Source organism: Schaalia radingae, assembly GCF_900106055.1.
Classification (GTDB): Bacteria; Actinomycetota; Actinomycetes; order Actinomycetales; family Actinomycetaceae; genus Pauljensenia; species Pauljensenia radingae_A.
Window position 1 is genome coordinate 1319678 of the sequence record NZ_LT629792.1, and the last position, 19180, is coordinate 1338857.

At 60.5% G+C, this 19180-nt stretch carries 16 protein-coding genes and 1 riboswitch; of the genes, 1 reads left to right on the forward strand and 15 read right to left on the reverse strand.

The annotated features are described in order from the left end of the window. Nucleotides 1-4: 4 nt before the first annotated feature. Together BLT69_RS05845 and BLT69_RS05850 are read right to left on the reverse strand one after the other, a co-directional pair. Entirely contained in the window at nucleotides 5-1525 is a 1521-nt protein-coding gene (locus BLT69_RS05845) for an Hsp70 family protein (RefSeq protein ID WP_092648612.1), read from the reverse strand. Nucleotides 1526-1530: 5 nt separating this feature from the next. Continuing rightward, complete coding sequence (locus tag BLT69_RS05850; RefSeq protein ID WP_058236754.1) at nucleotides 1531-2649, reverse strand: hypothetical protein; 1119 nt, start codon at nucleotides 2647-2649, stop codon at nucleotides 1531-1533. 137 nt (nucleotides 2650-2786) lie between these two features. Between BLT69_RS05850 and BLT69_RS05855 the strand changes: the two genes are divergently transcribed. Next, nucleotides 2787-3152 (forward strand): RNA polymerase-binding protein RbpA, encoded by a 366-nt coding sequence (locus tag BLT69_RS05855; protein WP_058236755.1) that lies wholly within the window; start codon nucleotides 2787-2789, stop codon nucleotides 3150-3152. Here BLT69_RS05855 and lnt read toward each other — a convergent pair. From lnt to BLT69_RS05920, 13 genes are all read right to left on the reverse strand, one after another. Next, nucleotides 3149-4720: an apolipoprotein N-acyltransferase gene (gene lnt / locus BLT69_RS05860; protein ID WP_058236756.1), complete on the reverse strand. Its 1572-nt coding sequence runs from the start codon at nucleotides 4718-4720 to the stop codon at nucleotides 3149-3151. The genes BLT69_RS05855 and lnt overlap by 4 nt on opposite strands. Continuing rightward, the gene (locus tag BLT69_RS05865; protein WP_092648613.1) at nucleotides 4705-7461 is read right to left on the reverse strand and encodes a DEAD/DEAH box helicase; all 2757 of its coding nucleotides are present in this window, start codon (nucleotides 7459-7461) and stop codon (nucleotides 4705-4707) included. The genes lnt and BLT69_RS05865 overlap by 16 nt, the downstream gene beginning before the upstream one ends. Nucleotides 7462-7475: 14 nt before the next feature. Continuing rightward, a complete protein-coding gene (locus tag BLT69_RS05870) occupies nucleotides 7476-8393 on the reverse strand; it encodes a helix-turn-helix transcriptional regulator (protein ID WP_092648614.1) in 918 nt (305 codons plus the stop codon). Continuing rightward, on the reverse strand, nucleotides 8386-9330 hold the full coding sequence (locus BLT69_RS05875) for a helix-turn-helix transcriptional regulator (RefSeq protein WP_092648615.1): 945 nt from the start codon (nucleotides 9328-9330) through the stop codon (nucleotides 8386-8388). Before BLT69_RS05875 ends, BLT69_RS05870 begins: the two co-directional genes overlap by 8 nt. Nucleotides 9331-9552: 222 nt before the next feature. Further along, on the reverse strand, nucleotides 9553-10398 hold the full coding sequence (hisG, locus tag BLT69_RS05880) for an ATP phosphoribosyltransferase (protein ID WP_092648616.1): 846 nt from the start codon (nucleotides 10396-10398) through the stop codon (nucleotides 9553-9555). A 32-nt stretch (nucleotides 10399-10430) separates the two neighbouring features. Then, nucleotides 10431-10694, reverse strand: a complete 264-nt coding sequence (locus tag BLT69_RS05885; protein ID WP_058236761.1) for a phosphoribosyl-ATP diphosphatase — start codon at nucleotides 10692-10694, stop codon at nucleotides 10431-10433. 21 nt (nucleotides 10695-10715) lie between these two features. Next, nucleotides 10716-11759 (reverse strand): ABC transporter substrate-binding protein, encoded by a 1044-nt coding sequence (locus BLT69_RS05890; protein ID WP_157886355.1) that lies wholly within the window; start codon nucleotides 11757-11759, stop codon nucleotides 10716-10718. Nucleotides 11760-11781: 22 nt separating this feature from the next. Then, a complete protein-coding gene (locus BLT69_RS05895) occupies nucleotides 11782-12516 on the reverse strand; it encodes an ABC transporter permease (protein WP_092649105.1) in 735 nt (244 codons plus the stop codon). 125 nt (nucleotides 12517-12641) lie between these two features. Next, nucleotides 12642-12768, reverse strand: a riboswitch (FMN riboswitch). A 47-nt stretch (nucleotides 12769-12815) separates the two neighbouring features. Then, complete coding sequence (rpe, locus tag BLT69_RS05900; RefSeq protein ID WP_058236763.1) at nucleotides 12816-13478, reverse strand: ribulose-phosphate 3-epimerase; 663 nt, start codon at nucleotides 13476-13478, stop codon at nucleotides 12816-12818. A gap of 4 nt (nucleotides 13479-13482) precedes the next feature. Beyond that, on the reverse strand, nucleotides 13483-14928 hold the full coding sequence (locus tag BLT69_RS05905) for a transcription antitermination factor NusB (protein WP_070727283.1): 1446 nt from the start codon (nucleotides 14926-14928) through the stop codon (nucleotides 13483-13485). Nucleotide 14929: 1 nt separating this feature from the next. After that, nucleotides 14930-15874, reverse strand: coding sequence for a methionyl-tRNA formyltransferase (fmt, locus tag BLT69_RS05910; RefSeq protein WP_070727285.1), 945 nt, complete (start codon nucleotides 15872-15874; stop codon nucleotides 14930-14932). 9 nt (nucleotides 15875-15883) lie between these two features. After that, on the reverse strand, nucleotides 15884-17479 hold the full coding sequence (locus BLT69_RS05915) for a GTPase family protein (protein WP_070727287.1): 1596 nt from the start codon (nucleotides 17477-17479) through the stop codon (nucleotides 15884-15886). Then, nucleotides 17479-19173 (reverse strand): dynamin family protein, encoded by a 1695-nt coding sequence (locus BLT69_RS05920; RefSeq protein ID WP_070727289.1) that lies wholly within the window; start codon nucleotides 19171-19173, stop codon nucleotides 17479-17481. The genes BLT69_RS05915 and BLT69_RS05920 overlap by 1 nt, the downstream gene beginning before the upstream one ends. Nucleotides 19174-19180 lie beyond the last annotated feature (7 nt).

The window sequence follows — 19180 nt, forward strand, 5'->3', positions numbered from 1 at the left end:
AGTGTTATTTACTTCCCAGTGATTGCGAGACAGTGTAACCCGTGTCGCAGTCGGTGATGGCGACGTGAACGATACCGTGCCGATCCACCGTGTACTTTTCTTCGATTAAGGGTCCGTCCTCCGTGCGGCGCACACTCACGGCATGGGGGTCGAGGGCGTCGCCCATATCCTGCAGTCCGCGGGCGAAGGGGAAAATCAGCTCGCCATATGGCAAGACGTCGCCTCGCGGCACGCCCTGGTCGTCGGTTGCAGTGTATTCAACGAAGCGGAACCACCCGATATTGTGAGCGGCACGGTAACGACGCGTGACGCTGACGGAGTCCTGTGTGGAGACTCTGAGGTGAGCATCCAGCAGAGGATCAAACGACACCATCTGCCCTGACTGCATTTCGCGGAATACGCCGACTCCACGTGAAAGCTGTTCACGCAGGGTGAAGCCGGACTCGGGATCAGCTGCGATGGCCAGGCCGATCGCGGTTGATGCTGCGGTGTGAGGGGAGCGGTGGACACGTCGCCCGAAGCGGCGTCGCAGTTCGCGCAGGACGTGCGGCAGTTGGGACCCACCACCCACGACGTACAATCCCGCAACATGGGGTCCCAGTTCCTCTCCGCCTTCTGAATCGATGGCGAGCAGCGGCTTCATTGTTTCGACGGTGGAATCGATCAGGTCGATGCAGTGAGCATAGAAGTCCGCGACCGGCACTGTTACATCGCGTGCGCCCACCGTCAATGAGATTCGCCTGGTCTGAGGTGTCAGTGCCTCCTTTGCGTCGCGTGCCTGTTCGAGCAGGTCGTCCATATCGGAGTCGCTCAGATCGACAGAGGTTGCGCCGACTGCGGCCAGTGCGCACTGGGCGAGTACCTGATCAAAGTCGTCCCCGCCGAGCAGGTTATTGCCGTGTGATCCGAGGATCTCGTGAGATGTTCCTTCCACGCTGACCAGTGAGGCGTCGAAAGTTCCGCCACCGAGGTCATATACGAGGATCTGTTGCCGGTTGGTCGATAGCGAAGCGCGATGTCGACTGGTGTATTCGAAGCCTGCTGCTGACGGCTCGTTGATCATGGCAAGAGTGGTGAAGCCGGCTGCCCGGAATGCTTCCAGCGTCAGGAAACGTTGTGCCGAGTAGGCGTGGGCGGGAATACCGATGACGGCTTCCAGTGGTTCTTCGTCTGGGATCTGACTCACTGACGAGTTCGTGCGAATTTCGTGGGCCACGTAGGTGAGGAACTCGGTCAGGAGCGTCAGGACGTTGATGTCGCGGCGGTCAACCCGCACCGTTGTTTCGCTTGTGACAGCTGGATCGGAGATCAGGCGTTTGAAGGAGCGCAGATGCGGAGCACCCTGGCGCGCCAGTTCTACCGCGTCGAAGCCGTAGACGCGATGGTCACCGTCAAGCGCCATGAGGGAGGGGATGTATTCACACACGTCGTCGTCGACGTCACTGAAAGCTACAATAGGGTAGTTGCCTCGATCAGCTGCCGCAACAGTGGTGCGCGTCGTACCGAAATCTACTCCGAGTCTCATATTTCCTACTGTAGTAGTTGATCGGCAGAATTCGAGCGACGCCACATGATGATCACCGACATTGACACCGATAGGTAGGCGGCGATCGCCAGGATGAAGAATTGGTTGGTGTAGGAGGCAAGCGAGTTGACCACAACGAGGTCAATGCCTACCGCCGCGAAGGCGATGCCGAATGGAATCTTGATGGAGGAGCGCTTCGGGAGCATCATGACTCCTGCAACCACGGCAAGCGCACCCGCGATAACGCCGCCGATGACAGCTGCGATTGACAATGTGCCCGTCCAGCCGTCTTGTGTCACATCGGGAACGACCTGGTCGAGCATGGCATGTCCCGACGCGTACGACACGAGGGCAGTCACGGCGCGTGCGACGTCTCCGATCGCCTGAATGAAGAGCATAACGGCTGCGACGCTCTGGAAGCGAGACGTGGGAACGTTTCTAACCCAGCGTGTCAGGCGTGTGCCGGCGTCAGATCCATCTCCGGGCAGATCATTTGCCAAGTCACTGAGCGCGTCGATGAGCAGGTGCTGTGAAGGAGAGGGGTTGAGGTTTCGGGCTTTGTCCAGGTGTTGTGCCATCTGAGCGCGGCGCATAGCCGGAAGGGTGCGATCCACACTCTGTTCGGCAATGTCGAGGGCCAGGTGCAGGTGCGCGGCAGCAGTACTGCGGCTTAGTCGTTGGAGAGCAAGCGCCCCACCAGCTAGCAACACCAAGAACACGTAAATAATGGTTGCGGCAAGAGGAAAGAAATAGTCATTATCTTGTGTGATGAATTTACCGACCTCGTCCACGAATAATCCGGCACCGACGCCACCGAGGATCGCACCTGCCCAGGACGCCCAGGAATTCGTCAATATCATCGCGCCGATCAAGCCAATAATGAGCAGCAAGCCGCCCCAGATCGCATGAGCAATGTGAAACACTTCGCCGCCAACTTGGGGATAACCAGTCAGAGCAAGGTATGCGCGTGTCACAGCGATCGTCAGCGCGCACACCACGCCAAAGACCACAACAAGCGCGGGCGCGTCGGATTTAAAGTAGGGACGCAGTGACAGACCGCGCGGCTGGGTTGTCCCTCGCGTGCGCTGACGTTGAGCGTGGACCGAGCTGCTGACCTCGGGCATGAAGATTTCCTTTCGCCAAGTGAGAGGGGATTTCACAATTTCCCACATCTGACATAATGTACATTATCGGATTGTGGTGGAGCGTGCGAACCTCTATCAGTTACAATATTCGAGCTCGCACGCATTTAGGAGGATTCATGGCTGATCGCGCCCTTCGCGGTATGCAAATTGGTGCAAAATCGATGGAATCAGAAGAAGGTGTCATCTTCGCCGACCGAGCGACTGCAACATACCTGTGCTCCAACGGCCATAAATTCCAGATTCCATTTTCCACCGAAGCGAATCCTCCGGCGACGTGGGAATGCAAATGCGGCGCCACCGCTGAAATTATCGGCGAAGAAGGCGAAGAGGAAGAACAGAAACCAGCCAAACCGGTTCGCACGCACTGGGATATGCTGCGCGAGCGCCGATCCCTTGAAGAACTCGACGTTGTCCTGAACGAGCAGCTCGAACTGCTGCGCTCGGGCCGTTTGCGTCCAGAAGGCGCCTACCGAAAGAATTAACGTCGCCGCACGCTGATGAGTGCGCGCACCACGGCGCAGATGGTGACAACTCCCCCTCCACACATTATTCCGACTGACGGAATTATGCCGAGTCTGGCTGCCCACGTCAGTGATGTACGCAACGGCAGCTGCGCCACCATGTGATCTGCAGTCTGTTTCACTGTCTGGCGCACGATCGTGCCATCAGGGCGCACAATCATCGAGACACCATTGGTGGAGGCCTGGATTCCCGATCGGCCGTACTCCATTGCTCGAAAACGCAGCATCTGAGCCTGCTGAGTGGACTCAGCTGAATACCGAAAATGGTAGTTATTCGTTGGAATGGCAATGATCTGACCGCCTCGATCCACACCGTCTCGAATCAGATCCTCATAAGCCACCTCGAAGCAGATTCCCATCACGAAAGGCACCTCGCGCCCATCGTTGAGCGTCACGGACAGCAGGCTCGGATTATCGACCGCAACCATGTCGACGTTGACCTGAGCTGCCTCGGTAGCCAGTTTTGAAATAAAGGAGCGCCACGGAATGTATTCACCAAACGGCACGGGGTGCTGCTTACCGTAAAGCTGATCGCTCAGACCCGAATCCGGGTACCACCAGCCAACCAGATTCGTGCGCGTATTGTCCTGACTGTCATACCCGTTGAAGCCGACCAGAATCGGAACGCCGAGCGCATCGACTGCTTCATCGACCAGGTTCGCTACGCCTGAATTGGCACGAGGATCGCGATCGGCTGCCGTCTCACCCCACACAGCCACATCCACCGCGTCGCCTTCCTCGGCCATTCGCAGCGTTTCGCGCGTGTGATTGCCAGTAACTTTCAGCGGCACGCTGTACGTCGCATTGCCCGGGATTTCAACGTTGCCCTGGACGACACCCACGCGAATCGATCCGGCTTCCTGCGCATTCGGTAGTGTGATCGCCAGCGGCAGGCACGCCAGCGCAGCCGCCAGCACCAGCATCAACGGTCTGTTCCACCAGTGCTCATCCGAGCGCGTTCTCAGGAGCGAAAATGTGCGCCGCAGCAGCACTGCGAGCATCATAGTGACTGCACTGACCAGCACTTCCCCACCCCACGGCGCGAGCTTTCCCCACGGAGCATCGACCATCGCATACGCCGTCTTGCCCCACGGGAAACCGCCAAATGGCACGGTTGAACGCAGCTGTTCGACCGCGACCCACAGAACGGCCCACGACAATGTCTGTCCCCACCAGGTGCGCACCCACACCAGTGCCCTGCTGATCGCAGCGCACCACGCCCAGATGCACAATGCAATGATCTGCGTGGCTGACAGTGTCACCCACGGCAACCAGCCGCCTGTTGCGATGGATGACCAGTGGATGTGCGGTAGCCAGAAAAGCGCGCCGACCAACGTTGCGTACCACATGCCTCGTCCAGTCGACGACCGATCGACGAGGGCGACTAGAAATGCCAGCCCGATGACGAAAAGCGGCCACCATCCCACATCCGGGAATGCCGCCCACAGACATACGCCGCTGATCGCGGCACACGGATAATCCAGCCATCTGCGCCGCGGGGGAAGTTTCAGTTTCAAACGGTCGACCATTCCACCACTCCATGTACGAGCATCCGTCGAGCGTCCCGGGCGCGTGTGGCCAGGCCACCCTGATCAACGTGCGAGAGCTGGTCGAGCAGATCCATCACCTGTCGCACCCAGCGCACAAAATCGCCGCCCGACAGGTCAGCTACTTGCAGTGCAGTGGTCAGCGACGCACCGTGCGCCCACGCATGCATAGCACCGACCAGCGAGATATCCGGCGGAGGAGTGGGTGTAGCTCCCGCAGACGTTTCTGCCTGCTGGATCTCCTGGCTGGCACGCCACGTTGCATCCAGTGCACGAGCGATCGCTGAATTGGCGCCACCAGGAATTGACGTGTCGGGATTGTTTTCCGCACGCGCCTCATACACGCAGGTGGAGACCACCGCTGCCAATTCAGCCGGATCTAGGTCGTCCCACGCCCCACATCGCACGGCGTGAACGACCAACAGATCCCGCTCACCAAACACGCGTCGCAGCTGTTGTCCCGCCGTTGTCACACGGTCGCCGTCAAGGAAGCCGAGGGATTCGAGCACCGCACACACACGGTCAAACTCCTTCGCGACCGTGTCGGTGCGCTCATTGATACGTTCAACCGTTCGCAGGTACTCCTTGCGAGCACGTGCCCATTCATGCCCCATCGCTGCATGCGACTCGCGCTGCGGGCAACGGTGAACCGGATGGTGACGAATTTCGTCTCTCATATATGCAATAGTGGGATCGTCACGGTGGGCTGACCGACGCGGTGCATCCAGTGCGCCTGAGCGTACACGGCGGCGAATTTCGCCGGCCACCTTCTCGCGCACCACACGTTTGCGCAGGTCACGTCCCATCGGGATTTTCATACTTCCAACCACGGCAAAGGCACGCATTTTCTGCGAAATAATCACATCGTGAATCTTCATATCCGTGCCGATTACGTCGATTCGCGGTGCTCGCCCCTCGTCGGCAGGCCGGATCACCACCCCATAGCGGGTCGCTCGCCCGGGCTGGTAGGCGACGATATCTCCGCGGCGCGCCCGGCGCAGATCCTTTTCCATGTCCTGCCGCACTACTGCCGACCGCGCCCTCGCCGAGGATTTCTCCAAACCGGACAGCTCTTCACGCAACTGGAAGTACTCCAGGGCATCGCCGTATTCACACTTGACGTGCGAGGCGACCTCATCCATATGTTTCTTCACCCGCGCAGCTTCGCGCGCAAATTCGACGACTCCGCGGTCGGCCTGGAACTGGGCGAATGAGGACTCGAGCACTTCGCGCGTCGACGCGCGAGAGGACCGTGCCAGCAGGTTCACCACCATGTTGTACGTTGGTCTGAAGGCACTGATCAGCGGGTAGGTTCGTTTCGACGCGAGCGATGCAACCTCTTCAGGCTCAACGCGTCCCTGGTAAAGCACCACTGCGTGGCCCTCACGGTCAATGCCGCGCCTGCCGGCACGTCCCGTCAACTGCGTGTACTCCCCCGCCGACAGTTGAACGTGCGCAACGCCGTTCCACTTCTGCAAGGATTCGATGACAACTGTCCGGGCGGGCATGTTGATTCCCAGCGCCAGCGTCTCGGTGGCATAGACCGCTTTAATTAAACCGCGAGTAAATAACCGTTCCACCGTCTCCTTCATGACGGGAAGCATTCCGGCATGGTGAGCCGCTATCCCTCGCTCCAGAGCGCTCGCCCATCGATGCAGCCCCAGCACGACATGGTCAGTGACAGGAATCTGCTCCATTGCCTCATCGACCGCATCCCTGATCTGGCGCGCTTCTTCCGGAGTTGTCAGCACCAACGGTGAGGCAGCTACCTGCTGTACCGCATCGTCACACGCAGCCCGAGAAAAGATGAACACAATTGCCGGCAGCAGGTGGGCCCGCTGCAGTGTCATCAGCACGCCGGCTCGACTTTCGCGGCGCTGCAGCCTGCCTCGTCGATTATGCTGCAAACCTCGGCCACTACCCGGTTGCGAGCTGCGGGCAATTTCATACCTGAGCTGCGGATTCACACCCGCCCGGCGGCTCGACCCCGGCGCGTACAGATCAAACAGGTGCGAATTGGCAATCATGTGCTGGTACAGGGGAACAGGGCGTTTTTCGGAGACGATCACGCGACATGTGCCACGCACCTGCTGCATCCACGCGCCGAACTCTTCGGCATTCGACACCGTGGCCGACAGCGCAATCACACTGACACGCTGCGGCAGGTGGATCATCACTTCTTCCCACACCGGGCCGCGGAAACGGTCAGCCAGGTAGTGAACCTCGTCCATGACTACGTGCGTCAGATCATCGAGCGGCGCACCCGCATAAATCATGTTCCGTAGAACCTCAGTGGTCATCACGACCACTGGAGCACCCGGATTGATGGACGTATCACCGGTGAGCAGACCCACCGATTCTGCCCCGAACCGCTTTTGGAAATCCATGAACTTCTGGTTGGACAGGGCTTTGATCGGGGTGGTGTAAAACGCGCGGGTTCCACGCTCAACAGCCAGATAGGTGGCGAATTCGCCGACAACAGTCTTTCCTGCTCCGGTCGGCGCGGCCACCAGCACAGACTCGCCACCCTCAACAGCTTCAAGCGCTTCCCACTGAAAATCATCAAGCGAAAACCCAAGCGAGTCGGCGAATGCACTGCGCGCACTCGAATCGACGGCGCGCTGAGCCTTGGCAGCCTCGAAGCGTTCAGCCGGACTCATCTGATCCATTTCGCGGGTTGGTTCGCCTTCCTCGCGGACGCGGCAGCGTCTTTTCGGTGACATGCTCGCTTACTCCCCTACTTCCCCATCGCCCACACGTTGCGGGCCCGGCGCGCCACGCGCGCAGCACGTTCTTTCCATTCGGAGGGCACAACCTGCACAACATGTGGGGCAATGTCGATCAGGAAGTGAGTCACCCATTCCTCGTCCCACACTGGCACATCGACACTGAATTCGCTGCCCGAGTCACTCACGACGCTCAGCGGCACGGCGTCAAGAATCCATCGTGCCTCGCTCGTACACGTCATACGCACCATTGCCGAGGGGGACCCATCCGCTGCTGCAGGGTGTGTCACCGGCTGATCGCTGACCCTGATATCGCGCATACGGTCTATCCGAAATGTCCGCTCAGCTGCAGCGTCGTGATCCCAGCCGGTCACTGTCCAGCCGGTTTCGAAACGCTTGATGTTCCACGGGTCAATGGCGCGCTCGCGGTCATGGTCGTCATGCGGGTAGGTGAATCTCACCGCTACTTGGGCAGACAGCGCGCTCAAAATGTCATCGATTCGGGCCTGGTCGCTTCCGGAGGGCGAATAGACCAGGGATTCTTCAAAGGTCTGCGCGCCACGTGTCACCGCCAGCGCCGTGTGCATGACGTGATCGTGCAGGTCAGGACCCAGGATCGGTGTGAGGACCTGCAACCCCACAATGATCAGTGCTGCTTCCTCTTCGGTCAGCCTGGGCGGGACGTCTGCGCCGAGCGTCGAATGCATGGCGACGCGTTCTTCACGCGCGTACAGATCCCAGTCAATTTCCAGCGAGGCCCCCGGCAGGGAGTCGCGCACACTGCCCAGCACTTCGATGTCGCGTTGGACCTGCTTGCGTGTGCGACCAAAGTGCTCGGCAATGTCGTTGACCAAGGATCCAGGATGATCACCGATCCAGGCGACCAGTGACAGCAAACGCGCGGCGGCTACTTCTGTGCGTTCAGGCATCGTCACACCCCCAGCCAGCAGCGGCGTCCAGTCGCGTCATGATCGCTTCGCGCAGCCATTCAGGTGAACGCACCACTACGTGTGAAACGTGTGCGAGGATCGCGCTTATCCATTCGCTGCGTTCGGCGGCCTGTCCGCGATACAGCATCCATCCGTCAGCAACACTCACCTCGCCCTCGCAGCTGCGGGCGCCCTCGGCACGGCACATATCTCGCACTGCCTGCGCCTGTCCGTCTTGAATTGCCAGGGTGGGCGAAACCATGAGGCGTTCGAATGGGTCGCCCACATTGTCCGGGATAGGGCCGGCGTCTCCGGGTTCTCCCAGCAGCGTGACGCCTGACGTTATGCGGGAGGTACGGAAGAGCCGTGGTTCGTCGCAATCCAAATCCAATCCCCACACGTACAGGCCGCGTCCTCGCATGATGATGCGCCACGGTTCGATTGCGCGCTCTGAAACGCGGGTGGATTCGTACATGAATGTGATCGGTTGGCGGTTGCGGATCGCGGTGAGAATATCGACGATCATGTGAGCGCCCGATAATCCGACGCTGAGCGGTGCACACGGTTTTTCTGCACCATCGCTGAGGGCACGCAGTTTCGTGGTCAGCATTGCGCCGCGCTCGGCTCCATCCTGCTCGTTCCACGCGCCCAACGCCATGTTGATCAGCGCGCCGTCCACTGCGTCGAACGTGGCGCGACGGTCAGCAAATGAGTCCGGCGAAATCGCATATCGCTCTCCGTGACGGCCGGGCGTGACGGTCATGATGATGCCAATGTCACGAAGAGCGTCCTTGTCGCGTTGGAAGGCGGAACTGAAGGCTTCTTCTGACAGATTTCGATAGCCTTCCAGCCTCCAGATCTGATCGCGTGTGCGCCCCACATCGGACGTGAGTAACTCAAAGAACGTGTTGAGAACACGGACGTTCGTTGATGACATACTCACTGTTTCAGCCTAGCGGATTGAGTCGCGCCGACATGACGTGGCGGATGGCGTGTGCAGGGTGCGGGGCGCGCGTGAACCGTATGAACGATATCCTCATTCGAACACCCCGCGGGGCGCTGCGATCTGAACCATATGGTTCCCTATCAGATCGGCGGGCTGCCCGGGCACACCAATATGGGCACCCTCGGGCCCCTGCCGTGGCCGGATCGACGCTGTTCAGATACGTGAAGCAGCCAGTTTGGTCACGATGATGGCGCGCGCGCCCTCCGCGTAGAGACGGTCCATCACCGAGTTGATGTTCTCTGCCTTTACCATGACGCGCACGGCGAGCCACTCGGTATTCATCAGGGGCGAAATGGTTGGGGAATTCAGGCCCGGCGTAATCGCAATCGCGGCGTTCAGGTCGCGCTCACGCACGTTGTAGTCGACCAAGACATACGAGCGTGCAACCAGGACGCCTTCCAGGCGTCGGTCGAGCGTCGCAAGCGCTGCGTTATCCCGCATGTCCTCACGGGCAATCAGCAGGGCCTCCGATTGCATCAGAGGGTCACCGAACACTTCCAGGCCGGCTGCGCGAAGCGTACCACCTGTTTCGACGACATCCGCGATCAGGTCGGCAACGCCCAGACGAACTGAGGATTCCACTGCACCGTCAAGGTGGACAACTTCGGCATCGATACCGGCCTCATTCAAGTAATCTCGCACGAGTTTGTCATAAGAGGTCGCAATGCGGCGCCCTTGTATGTCCTCCAGTGACGTGAACTCACCGGCTGGTCCCGCGAAGCGGAAGGTTGAACGGGCAAATCCGAGCGCCCGATGCTCCACCGCGCCCGAAGGCGAATCGCGCAGCAAGTCACGCCCGGTGATACCGACGTGAATCGTGCCATGACCAACGTGGACCGCAATATCGCGCGGACGCAAGAAGAAAAACTCGACATCGTTCGCGTGGTCGCTGATCACCAGTTCACGGCCGCGGCGGTGCAGCTGATAGCCCGCCTCGGTGAGCATCGTGATAGCAGGTTCGGACAGTGAGCCCTTGTTGGGCACGGCAATTCGTAGCATGGTGAGTCCTTCGCAGGTGCGGTGCTGTGAGCTTACAGGTGCTTGTAGACGTCTTCGAGCGTCAAGCCCTTCTTGATCATCATGACCTGAGCATGATAGAGCAGCTGAGAGATTTCGAGCGCCAGGTCGTCGTCGGTTTCATATTCGGCTGCCATCCACACTTCAGCCGCTTCCTCGACGACCTTTTTGCCGATGGCGTGGACGCCGCGGTCAAGTTCAGCGACCGTTCCAGATCCCTCAGGACGTGTCTGGGCCTTCTCGGTCAGTTCTGCAAACAGTTCATCAAATGTAGTCACACGATCACATTACTCGAGCAATCAGCGGCTTGCGAACTCGTTCGTCACCGCGGCGTCAACATCGGGAGCCTGCGTGAGCACACCTGCAGTGTCATACAGGAATTGTCCCATCTTGTTCCATCTGTCGAGATCCTGCTTGCCGCTGGCGGCTCCGTTCCCTGTCGTCATCAGCTTGATCGTGGCTTCGAGTACTGCTCGGGCACCCTCGAACGATGCCGGATCGTTCAGCGTGTCATCGTATTTCTTCGTCACCTCCAAAGCGTGCTGAGGATTATCGGCCGCTCGCTCAATCCCCTGCGTCGTACCGTCCACGATGGCACGCGCCGCATCAGGATGTGCGTCAACCCATTCGCGGGTGCTCACCAGCGTGGCGGACACCAACGGTAAAGCGTCTTGGTCGACGTCAAGGGCGCGCACCTTCATACCATCGAGCCCGAAACGGACCATCTCGTTGTTCGTGAAGACGACGACTGCGTCGACCTGGCCAGCCGCCAGGGCAGCCTGCTGCGTGAAGCCGATCGACACGACGTTGACATCCTGCGTGCTCAACCCAGCGTTGTTCAGGATTGCGAGCAGGCCCAGCCAGTTGGAACCGAATTCGCCGGGGATACCGATACTGTGTCCGCGCAGGTCGTCAATGGAGTCAATGTCGGATTCTTCTGGGACGGCGACAACCACCGGGTAGGTGTGGTAGTAGGAGCCAATGGCAACCACATCCATTCCCTGATCACGAGCCTGCAGTACCTCATCACCCGAGGCAAGCACGACATCTTCTTCACCGGCTGTCAGAGCGGTGAACAGTCCTTCATCGGCGCCGTGATGGCGCAGCGTGACGTTCGCTCCCGCATTCGCGTATACCGCGTCTTCCTCGGCAATGTATGTGGGCGCGAACTGAACGTTGGGAATGTAAGTCAGCCCGAGCGTGACGTCAGTGGGCTCCTGCAAGTCAACTTCGCTTTGGGCATTAGCGGCCGGCGAGGGCGACTCGGAGGAGCTGCAGCCACATAAGGTCAGAGCGCTCGCCGCTACCACTAGTGTTGTCAAAGCGCGTATGCCACGTGCCATCAGTAATCCTTCTTTCATCTTGTCAACTGCGGTTATACCGCTTTTCAATCCGGTAGATAACGATGTAAATGCTCATTGCCAACACGCAGAGCACAACGATGGAGACGAACATTCCGGGCGTGTCCATGTTTTGGCGTTGCTGGACAAGAATGCCGCCCATACCGTTGCCCCCCATGACCATCTCCCCCACCACGGCACCGGTCACCGACAGGGTGAAACCGTTGCGCAGACCGGCCAGGATTGATGGTGCCGCCATTGGCGCTTCAATTTGGCGCAGCATTATCCACCCTGACGCGCCGTCCAGTGAAGCAGCTTCCAGTACGTCCTGGTCAAGGTGACGCAGTCCGACAACGGTGGACACGAGAATCGGGAAAAAGACCATGATCGCGCACAGGGCAATCACTGGGGCCAAGCCAAAGCCGACCCACAGGACCAGCAGGGGTGCCAGTGCGATCGCCGGGATCGCCTGGGTTGCACCCAGGAACGGCTCGACTGCTGCGCGGAACCAATTCACTTTGTAGATCGCGTACGCCAGTGGCAACGCCACAAGGGCACCCGTCGCACAGCCGAGCACTGCTTCGCCTGCGGTGATCAGCACTCGTTGCCACATCCAGGGCTGTGTGAGCAATACCTGTGCTCGCTGAAGGACTTGTGCGGGGCTGGGCAGTCGCCACGGTTCGAGTGAAAAAACAGTGGTGGCCAACGCCCATACGGTCATGATCAACAGGAGGAAAATGAGGGGTGCGCACACGTTCATCACGCTGCTGATTCCTCGAGCGCCGCGTCGCTGGCTCTGGCTGGTTGCCACCTGTTCGTGTCCTCCGCGCACCGGGGGCTCACGCAGCACAAATGACGAGCGCGTCCGAACGCGCGGTCACGCTTCCTGTGCTCCTCCCATCCGGACTTTCACCGTCGGTACCGGAGTTTCACCGGTTCAGCCACGCGTATGAACGCGCGGGTCGCGGACTCTCACCGCCGGTTCGGACTTACACCGACCCCGGAGCATGTGGCAATTATGGCACGCCAACTGGGAAAAGGAAAACTAGATTCCTCAGCTCAGTGACAGTGCGAACCGGCAAGTTCGCGCAACGTCGCAATCTCCGTGTATGCATCCTCTGCCTTGAAAATCGCCGACCCGGCAACGAAGTTCGTGGCACCAGCCTGTGCGCACTGTTCAATCGTCTGGCGTGACACGCCACCGTCAACCTGAATCGACACGGGCAGGTCAGCCGACCTAATCGCATCACGAGTGCGGCGAATCTTGGGCAGCATTGACTCAAGGAACTTCTGACCACCGAATCCCGGCTCGACCGTCATGATGAGGATCATGTCGAATTCGGACAAGATATCGACGAATGGTGCAATGTCAGTTGCCGGGCGCAGCCCCAGGCCCACACGCGCACCCTGGTGTCGGATCTCGCGCGCAAGCCGAATCGGTGCCGCTGCAGCTTCGACATGGAATGTCACCGACTCACAGCCAGCCTCAGCGTAGGCCGGCGCCCACCGGTCAGGATCCTCGATCATCAGGTGCGCGTCCACCGGCAGGATGCCGGTCTTCACGCAGGCTTCTACAACCGGAAGGCCCCACGTCAGGTTGGGCACAAAGTGATTGTCCATCACGTCAACGTGAGCAATGTCAGCTGAGGAAATCGATTCGAGCTGGCCATGCAGATCAGCAATATCGCAATTGAGAATCGACGGCGAAATAGTCAGATGCATGCTCTCAGGATACCCGTTTCATCAGAGCCATAAACATCGCATCGGTGTCATCACGATGCGGCCACAACTGCAGGGTCGGTCCGTCAGCGCTCAACGGCTCAGGCGAGATACCCGCAGCAACCGGCACAGCATCGATCAGTTCCACGCGTCCCGACTCGCTCAGGCGTCGGACCTGGTCAACAGTTTCCGCACGATGCGGCGAACAGGTGACATACGCAACCACTCCCCCAACGCGAACCAGATCAACAGCCCGGTCCAATAAGTCACGTTGAAGCGCAACCAGATCCGCCAGGTCCCCCTCGGACCTGTGCCAGCGTGACTCCGGGCGACGGCGAAGTGACCCCAGGCCCGTACATGGCGCGTCGACCAGGACGCGATCGAATGAGCCAAGCTGCCACGGTGTTCCCTGCCCGCCGAGCGTGCGCCCATCAGCGGAAATGACCTCGACGTTGGTCAGGCGGGCGGTTGCGCGCTCAACGAGGCGTGCGCGGTGAGTGTGGACTTCGTTTGCCAACAGGTGTGCCCCTCGCTCGGCTCCCTCAGCCGCCAGCAGCGCGGCCTTCCCGCCCGGACCAGCGCACAGGTCAAGCCATGCGGTGTCCGACCCTTCGATCGGCGCGGCGGCAGTGACGAGGGCGGCCAGCTGGGAACCTTCATCCTGCGCACCGGCCAGTCCGCGTCGAACAGAGCCGATGCGTGCCGGGTCGCCCGACTCCAGGACAACAGCAAGCGGCGAACGCGTGCCGGGAGCTACCCGCGTGTGGCATGCATCAATCGCTTCATCAGCCAGGTCCTCCACGTCAATCAGACCCGGGCGGGCAACTAGAGTCACCAGTGGTGCCTCATTATTGGCAGCCAGTGTTTCTTCCAGCTCATCCTTGGAGCAGCCATGAGCTGTCAGGGCGTCGCCCAGTGCCGAAACAATCCAAGTCGGGTGTGAATAACGCACAGCCAGGCGTTCGACCGGATTCTCGATTGCGTCAATGTCCGCGTCGATCTGATCAGCGCCGGTGCGGATAATGGAGCGCAAAACAGCATTGACCATCTTCGCCGGACCGTCAGTGAGGACTTCGCGAGCAAGGTCAACGGTTGCGGCGACGGCCGCATGGTCCGGCACGCGCATGTTGAGGATCTGGTGGGCTCCCATGCGAAGCACCGTGCGCAACGATGGATCGAGCTGGTCGACCGGACGTGTCGAATGGGCGTTGATGATCCAGTCGAGGCGGCCCTGTGCGCGCGTTGTGCCGTAGACCAGTTCAGCGGTAAATGCCGCATCACGCCCGTCGAAGGATGCGAAGTCCTCTTTCGCAGCGCGCAGAGCTTTAGGTAGTGCAAGGTTCGCGAACGCGCCGTCCTGCTCGATCAAATCAAGGACCTCAAACGCGACGAGCCGGGCAGGGTCAACGTTGCGTTTCGCCCGATAACCATCCGCATATCGTCCTGTTGCCATCTCACTCCTCCGTTGCCATAACGCCGACACGTTCCTCGCCGCTAAGGCGTGCCCCACGCGCCCAGGCCGCTGCGTCCATCCAGCCTTTACCTGCTGGTGCGACCTGGCCCAGTCTGACGCACGCGTCAGCGCACCCGACCATGACCTCATGCTTTGTCACCTGCAGCAGACCCGTGCCGGGTGTGGGCTGATCGATCGGTTCAGCTCCTGCAATCTTGAGGCGCTTCCCGTCAGACAGAACAGTCCATGCGCCTGGGTTCGGAGTGAAGGCGCGGATGTGACGCGACACCTCTGCCGCGCTCTGGGTGAAATCAATGAATCCCTGGGCGGGGGTGAGCATGTGAGCATAGGTGACACCATCTGTATCCTGCACGTGTGCTGATGCGCGTCCGTCAGCCAGTGCATCCACCGTGGCCACCATCTGGTCGGCTCCGAGACGTCCCATTCGTTCCAGCAGTTCCCCGGCAGTTTCAGACGGGTCGATCGTGACCGGCAGGCGCGAAAAAACCGGCCCGGTGTCCAGGCCGTCTTCCAGCTGGAAGATACTCGACGCCGTTCGTGCATCACCCGACCAAATCGCATACTGGACCGGGGCAGCTCCGCGCCAGCGCGGCAAATCCGAGAAGTGCAGGTTAACCCACCCCAACCGCGGCATTGTTAAGACAGCAGGCGGAATGATCGCGCCGAATGCAACAACGACGCCAAGGTCGGCGTCATAAGCATCAATGTCGCGCTGAAGCGACGGATCGGTAAAACGTGACGACTCGATCAGCTCGAGGCCATGGTCAACCGCGTATTGCGCGACAGGTGATGGGAAGGTTTTCTTGCCTCTGCCTCGTCGAGCCGGCGGACGAGTGATGACCGCGACCACGTCATGTTTCGAATCGTTCAACGCCGACAGGGTGGGCACAGCGACGTCAGGAGTTCCAGCAAAAATAATGCGCACAGCTATATTCTAGTGGGTTCGCGAGGCGGCAGCATTCAGGTGCTTCACGATGTCAGCCTGACGTTCGCATTCAGCTACGAGGGGCCCGCTGACACTCTGTTCGATGACTTCGCTGATCGACCGAGTCAAGCGTGAGTGTGCCCGGCGCCGAGCACGGGCTGCTCCTATGCGCACGCCTATCCACGACAGCAGAGCCACGATTACCGTCAGGGCCAGCCCTCCAAGAACGCACCAGGTGGGAATGGGCAGTCCGCGCCACATCGGCACGTCCCACTGGATCATGAGGAACTGGTCGGCCCCACGCACCGCCAGGATCCACAGCACTCCGGCCAGTGCCATCAGCCATCCGATGCCTTGGAGGATCGCGCTCGCACGCCACCAGGTACGTCGTTCTTGCAGGCCAAAATCGGTTCCGGCAACAGCCTGGTCGAGCGGTGTGGTGACGCTTTCGGCACGTTCGCGGGCTAGTTCACGTACGCGGCGCTGCCACACCTGCGGTCTGCCGTGCGCAATCTGCCCGGCAATGGTTCGCACGCCAGAATTCAATTTGGCACGGGCGACGGGTGTTGCTTCGGGCACAGATGACACTGATGATTCCGAGCTTTCCAGATGGAGGCGTGCCAGCGGGTCGGATTTGAATCGGGCAAGCAGACGGAACGGAAGCCAGCCGCACACTTTCTGAGCACGGTGACGATACCCCGCATCAACAGCTGACGTCACGTGTCCCACACCTGCAGCGCCCGCTGCAACATTAACCAACTGTAAGGTCAGGTTCTTCGGCACCTTCGGCAGTTCAGCAGTTTCAATCTCCAGGTCCCGGCGCGCCACATCAACGGCTTCATCCAGGACGGCGCCAACACGTTCAGCCTGCTGACGCACAATACGTGCGCGCTCAGAGATCATCGAGCGAACCGCATCAATGCCCTCCCCTGTCACCGACGAGGCACCCACCAGCTTCATGCCGGCTGCCTGATCAGCTTCCAGGAGACGACGAATGTCCGCTTCGATCTGGCTACGATCAGTCGGCGACAGCTGGTCGACGTGCGTGAGCACCATACACGCCGGCGCACCGTAGGCAGCGAAACGCGCAATCCACTGCGAATGGATAACGTGGTCGGCATACTTTTGCGGATCAACGACCCATACGATCAGGTCAACGCGGGACGCAAGACGCTCGGTGAGCGCCACATTGTCCTGCTGAATAGAGTCGATATCAGGCAGATCAACCAGGGCCACACTTTCCGGAAGGCCGGCGCCCGACGGGATCATGACCTGCTCGCGCACGCCCATCCATTCGACCAGTTCAGGTGCACGCGTGCCCGCGCCGATAGCGGCCAGAGCCTGTGTGGTGGTGGGGCGGCGTACGCCAACCTGCGCGATGTCGTGCCCCAGGATCGCGTTAAAAAGCGACGACTTGCCTGACCCGGTTGCTCCCACGAACGCAACCACGGTCGTGTCAGGATCGAGCCCTGTGCGTTCGTGTGCGCGCAGCAAGCAATCCGCGACGCGGTCCACGCATTCATTGGATACATCCGGTCCGGCAAGCTCCATAGCGGAGGCAATATGATCCACGCGTTCGGCAGGGTTGGAGAGACCACGGGTCATTATTCGGCTCCTACCGACCATTGTTGGCTCGCCTGCGCAATCGCCTCGGCTAGGCGCGCGTAGTCACCTGCTTCGGGCAGAGCGTCGCGCGCCGGCTGCAGGATTTGGGCGATCTCCTGGTCGGCTGCCTCCACGAGGTTACGGTGCGCCTTCTTGGCCATGTCACGCACCGCCTGGTCGCCGAAAATCGCTTCGAGCAGTTTGTGCGCCACGGCCGCGGTTGCACCAGCTACACCCACTTCAGCTCCGGTCAGTCCACCCGTTGACGCAAAAATGACGATCATCAGCGCCACGCCCACCACGTTGACACCAATGGCCATCATCTGGGCTCCGGCGCGCTTGGACTGGCCCTCGCTGCGCACCATCGCAAGCAGTTCGCGCTGCCATTGGTTCGCGACGCGCTGAGCACGCTCGGACGGATCCAACGCCGTCATGATTGACGAGGGCGACGCGCCTACCAGTGCCGGATCAGTGCGCGACAGCTCGGCCACCTGGTCACTCACGTCAGCAAATTCATCTGCCAGCAAGCTGGTCAAGCCAGCTTCAATGGCATCTTCAACAGGTTCGGACGGGGTCGGGCGCCCTCGAAAGAAGGCAGAAATGCGGTCACGCAGACGCGAAATGCCTCGCGACAGTATGCGCGTGAAATCTGCTGCGCCGACAACTTCCTGCCAGCGGGCCAGCACCTCACCACGCAGCAGCGTGCCGTCGGCAGTGCCCTGGCGGACACGACGCCCGGCAGCCTCCCCGATCCGGTCTATGCGCTCCACAAGTGCCTCAACGGCGGCACGTTCCTCGTCGAGAGCCTGGCTGACTGCGCCGGCCGATTCGATCACCTCTCGCACCGATCCGCGAATCGCCTGCTGAGCCAGTTCGCTGCGGCGTTCGGCGTCTGCACCCAGTGCGCGTAGTCGGTCAACAAGCGGCTGGACGGCATCGTGGGGCAGCAAGCCGTCCTCGAGCGCCTGTTCATCGATAGCGAGCACCGGGGCGTTGCCAAGGCCGCGCTCGGACAATAATGCATTCAGGTCGGCCGCGACCTCCTGGGTTGCCCCAGGCGGAATGCGGTTGAGGACGATCACCGTCTCGATGCCGCGACTTCCGGCCTCTTCGAGCACCTGCCACGGCACGGCATCCGCGTAGCGGGCCGCAGTCGTGACGAAAATCCACAGGTCAGCCGCGTCGAGCAGTTGACGAGCCAAGGCACGATTGTCGTCCACGACCGAATCAAGATCAGGTGCATCGATAACGCCGACACCGTGGGGAATGGCTTCGAGGGCGCGCACACGTAGCGAGTGAGGATGTGATTCGCGCTCAGGATCAGCATCCGCCTCTTCACGCCTGCGCGTCAGGGAGGTGAGAATCCGGTTCGAGTCGAACCACATGGCGTCGCTGGGATTGTGCAGCAGGAGCGGGTCGCGTGTCGTGGGACGTACGGCTGACGACGCCGACACTGCGTACCCAACCATCGTGTTGACCAGGGTAGATTTCCCGGCCCCCGTAGATCCGCCGATCACGCACAGAATGGGTGCCTGGGCATGTTCGAGGCGCGGGATCACATGATCGTCGAGGCGCCGCAGGGCTCGAGCCTGTTCACTACGTGCACGGCGGGCTGACGGCGTTTCGACATTGATCGACACGTCCGCCAACGCATCACGCATTTCACGCGCACTGTGCAGTGGTGAACGCTCCATAGTCAGC

Excerpts from the sequence above, each read along its gene's own strand:
- rpe (WP_058236763.1), bottom strand. The coding sequence starts at position 13,478 with ATGCATCTGACTATTTCGCCGTCGATTCTCAATTGCGATATTGCTGAT.
- lnt (WP_058236756.1), bottom strand. The coding sequence starts at position 4,720 with ATGGTCGACCGTTTGAAACTGAAACTTCCCCCGCGGCGCAGATGGCTG.
- BLT69_RS05875 (WP_092648615.1), bottom strand. The coding sequence starts at position 9,330 with ATGTCATCAACGAACGTCCGTGTTCTCAACACGTTCTTTGAGTTACTC.
- hisG (WP_092648616.1), bottom strand. The coding sequence starts at position 10,398 with ATGCTACGAATTGCCGTGCCCAACAAGGGCTCACTGTCCGAACCTGCT.
- BLT69_RS05915 (WP_070727287.1), bottom strand. The coding sequence starts at position 17,479 with ATGACCCGTGGTCTCTCCAACCCTGCCGAACGCGTGGATCATATTGCC.
- BLT69_RS05895 (WP_092649105.1), bottom strand. The coding sequence starts at position 12,516 with ATGAACGTGTGCGCACCCCTCATTTTCCTCCTGTTGATCATGACCGTA.
- BLT69_RS05890 (WP_157886355.1), bottom strand. The coding sequence starts at position 11,759 with ATGGCACGTGGCATACGCGCTTTGACAACACTAGTGGTAGCGGCGAGC.
- BLT69_RS05870 (WP_092648614.1), bottom strand. The coding sequence starts at position 8,393 with ATGCCTGAACGCACAGAAGTAGCCGCCGCGCGTTTGCTGTCACTGGTC.
- BLT69_RS05920 (WP_070727289.1), bottom strand. The coding sequence starts at position 19,173 with ATGGAGCGTTCACCACTGCACAGTGCGCGTGAAATGCGTGATGCGTTG.
- BLT69_RS05850 (WP_058236754.1), bottom strand. The coding sequence starts at position 2,649 with ATGCCCGAGGTCAGCAGCTCGGTCCACGCTCAACGTCAGCGCACGCGA.
- BLT69_RS05905 (WP_070727283.1), bottom strand. The coding sequence starts at position 14,928 with ATGGCAACAGGACGATATGCGGATGGTTATCGGGCGAAACGCAACGTT.
- BLT69_RS05845 (WP_092648612.1), bottom strand. The coding sequence starts at position 1,525 with ATGAGACTCGGAGTAGATTTCGGTACGACGCGCACCACTGTTGCGGCA.
- BLT69_RS05855 (WP_058236755.1), top strand. The coding sequence starts at position 2,787 with ATGGCTGATCGCGCCCTTCGCGGTATGCAAATTGGTGCAAAATCGATG.
- BLT69_RS05865 (WP_092648613.1), bottom strand. The coding sequence starts at position 7,461 with ATGTCACCGAAAAGACGCTGCCGCGTCCGCGAGGAAGGCGAACCAACC.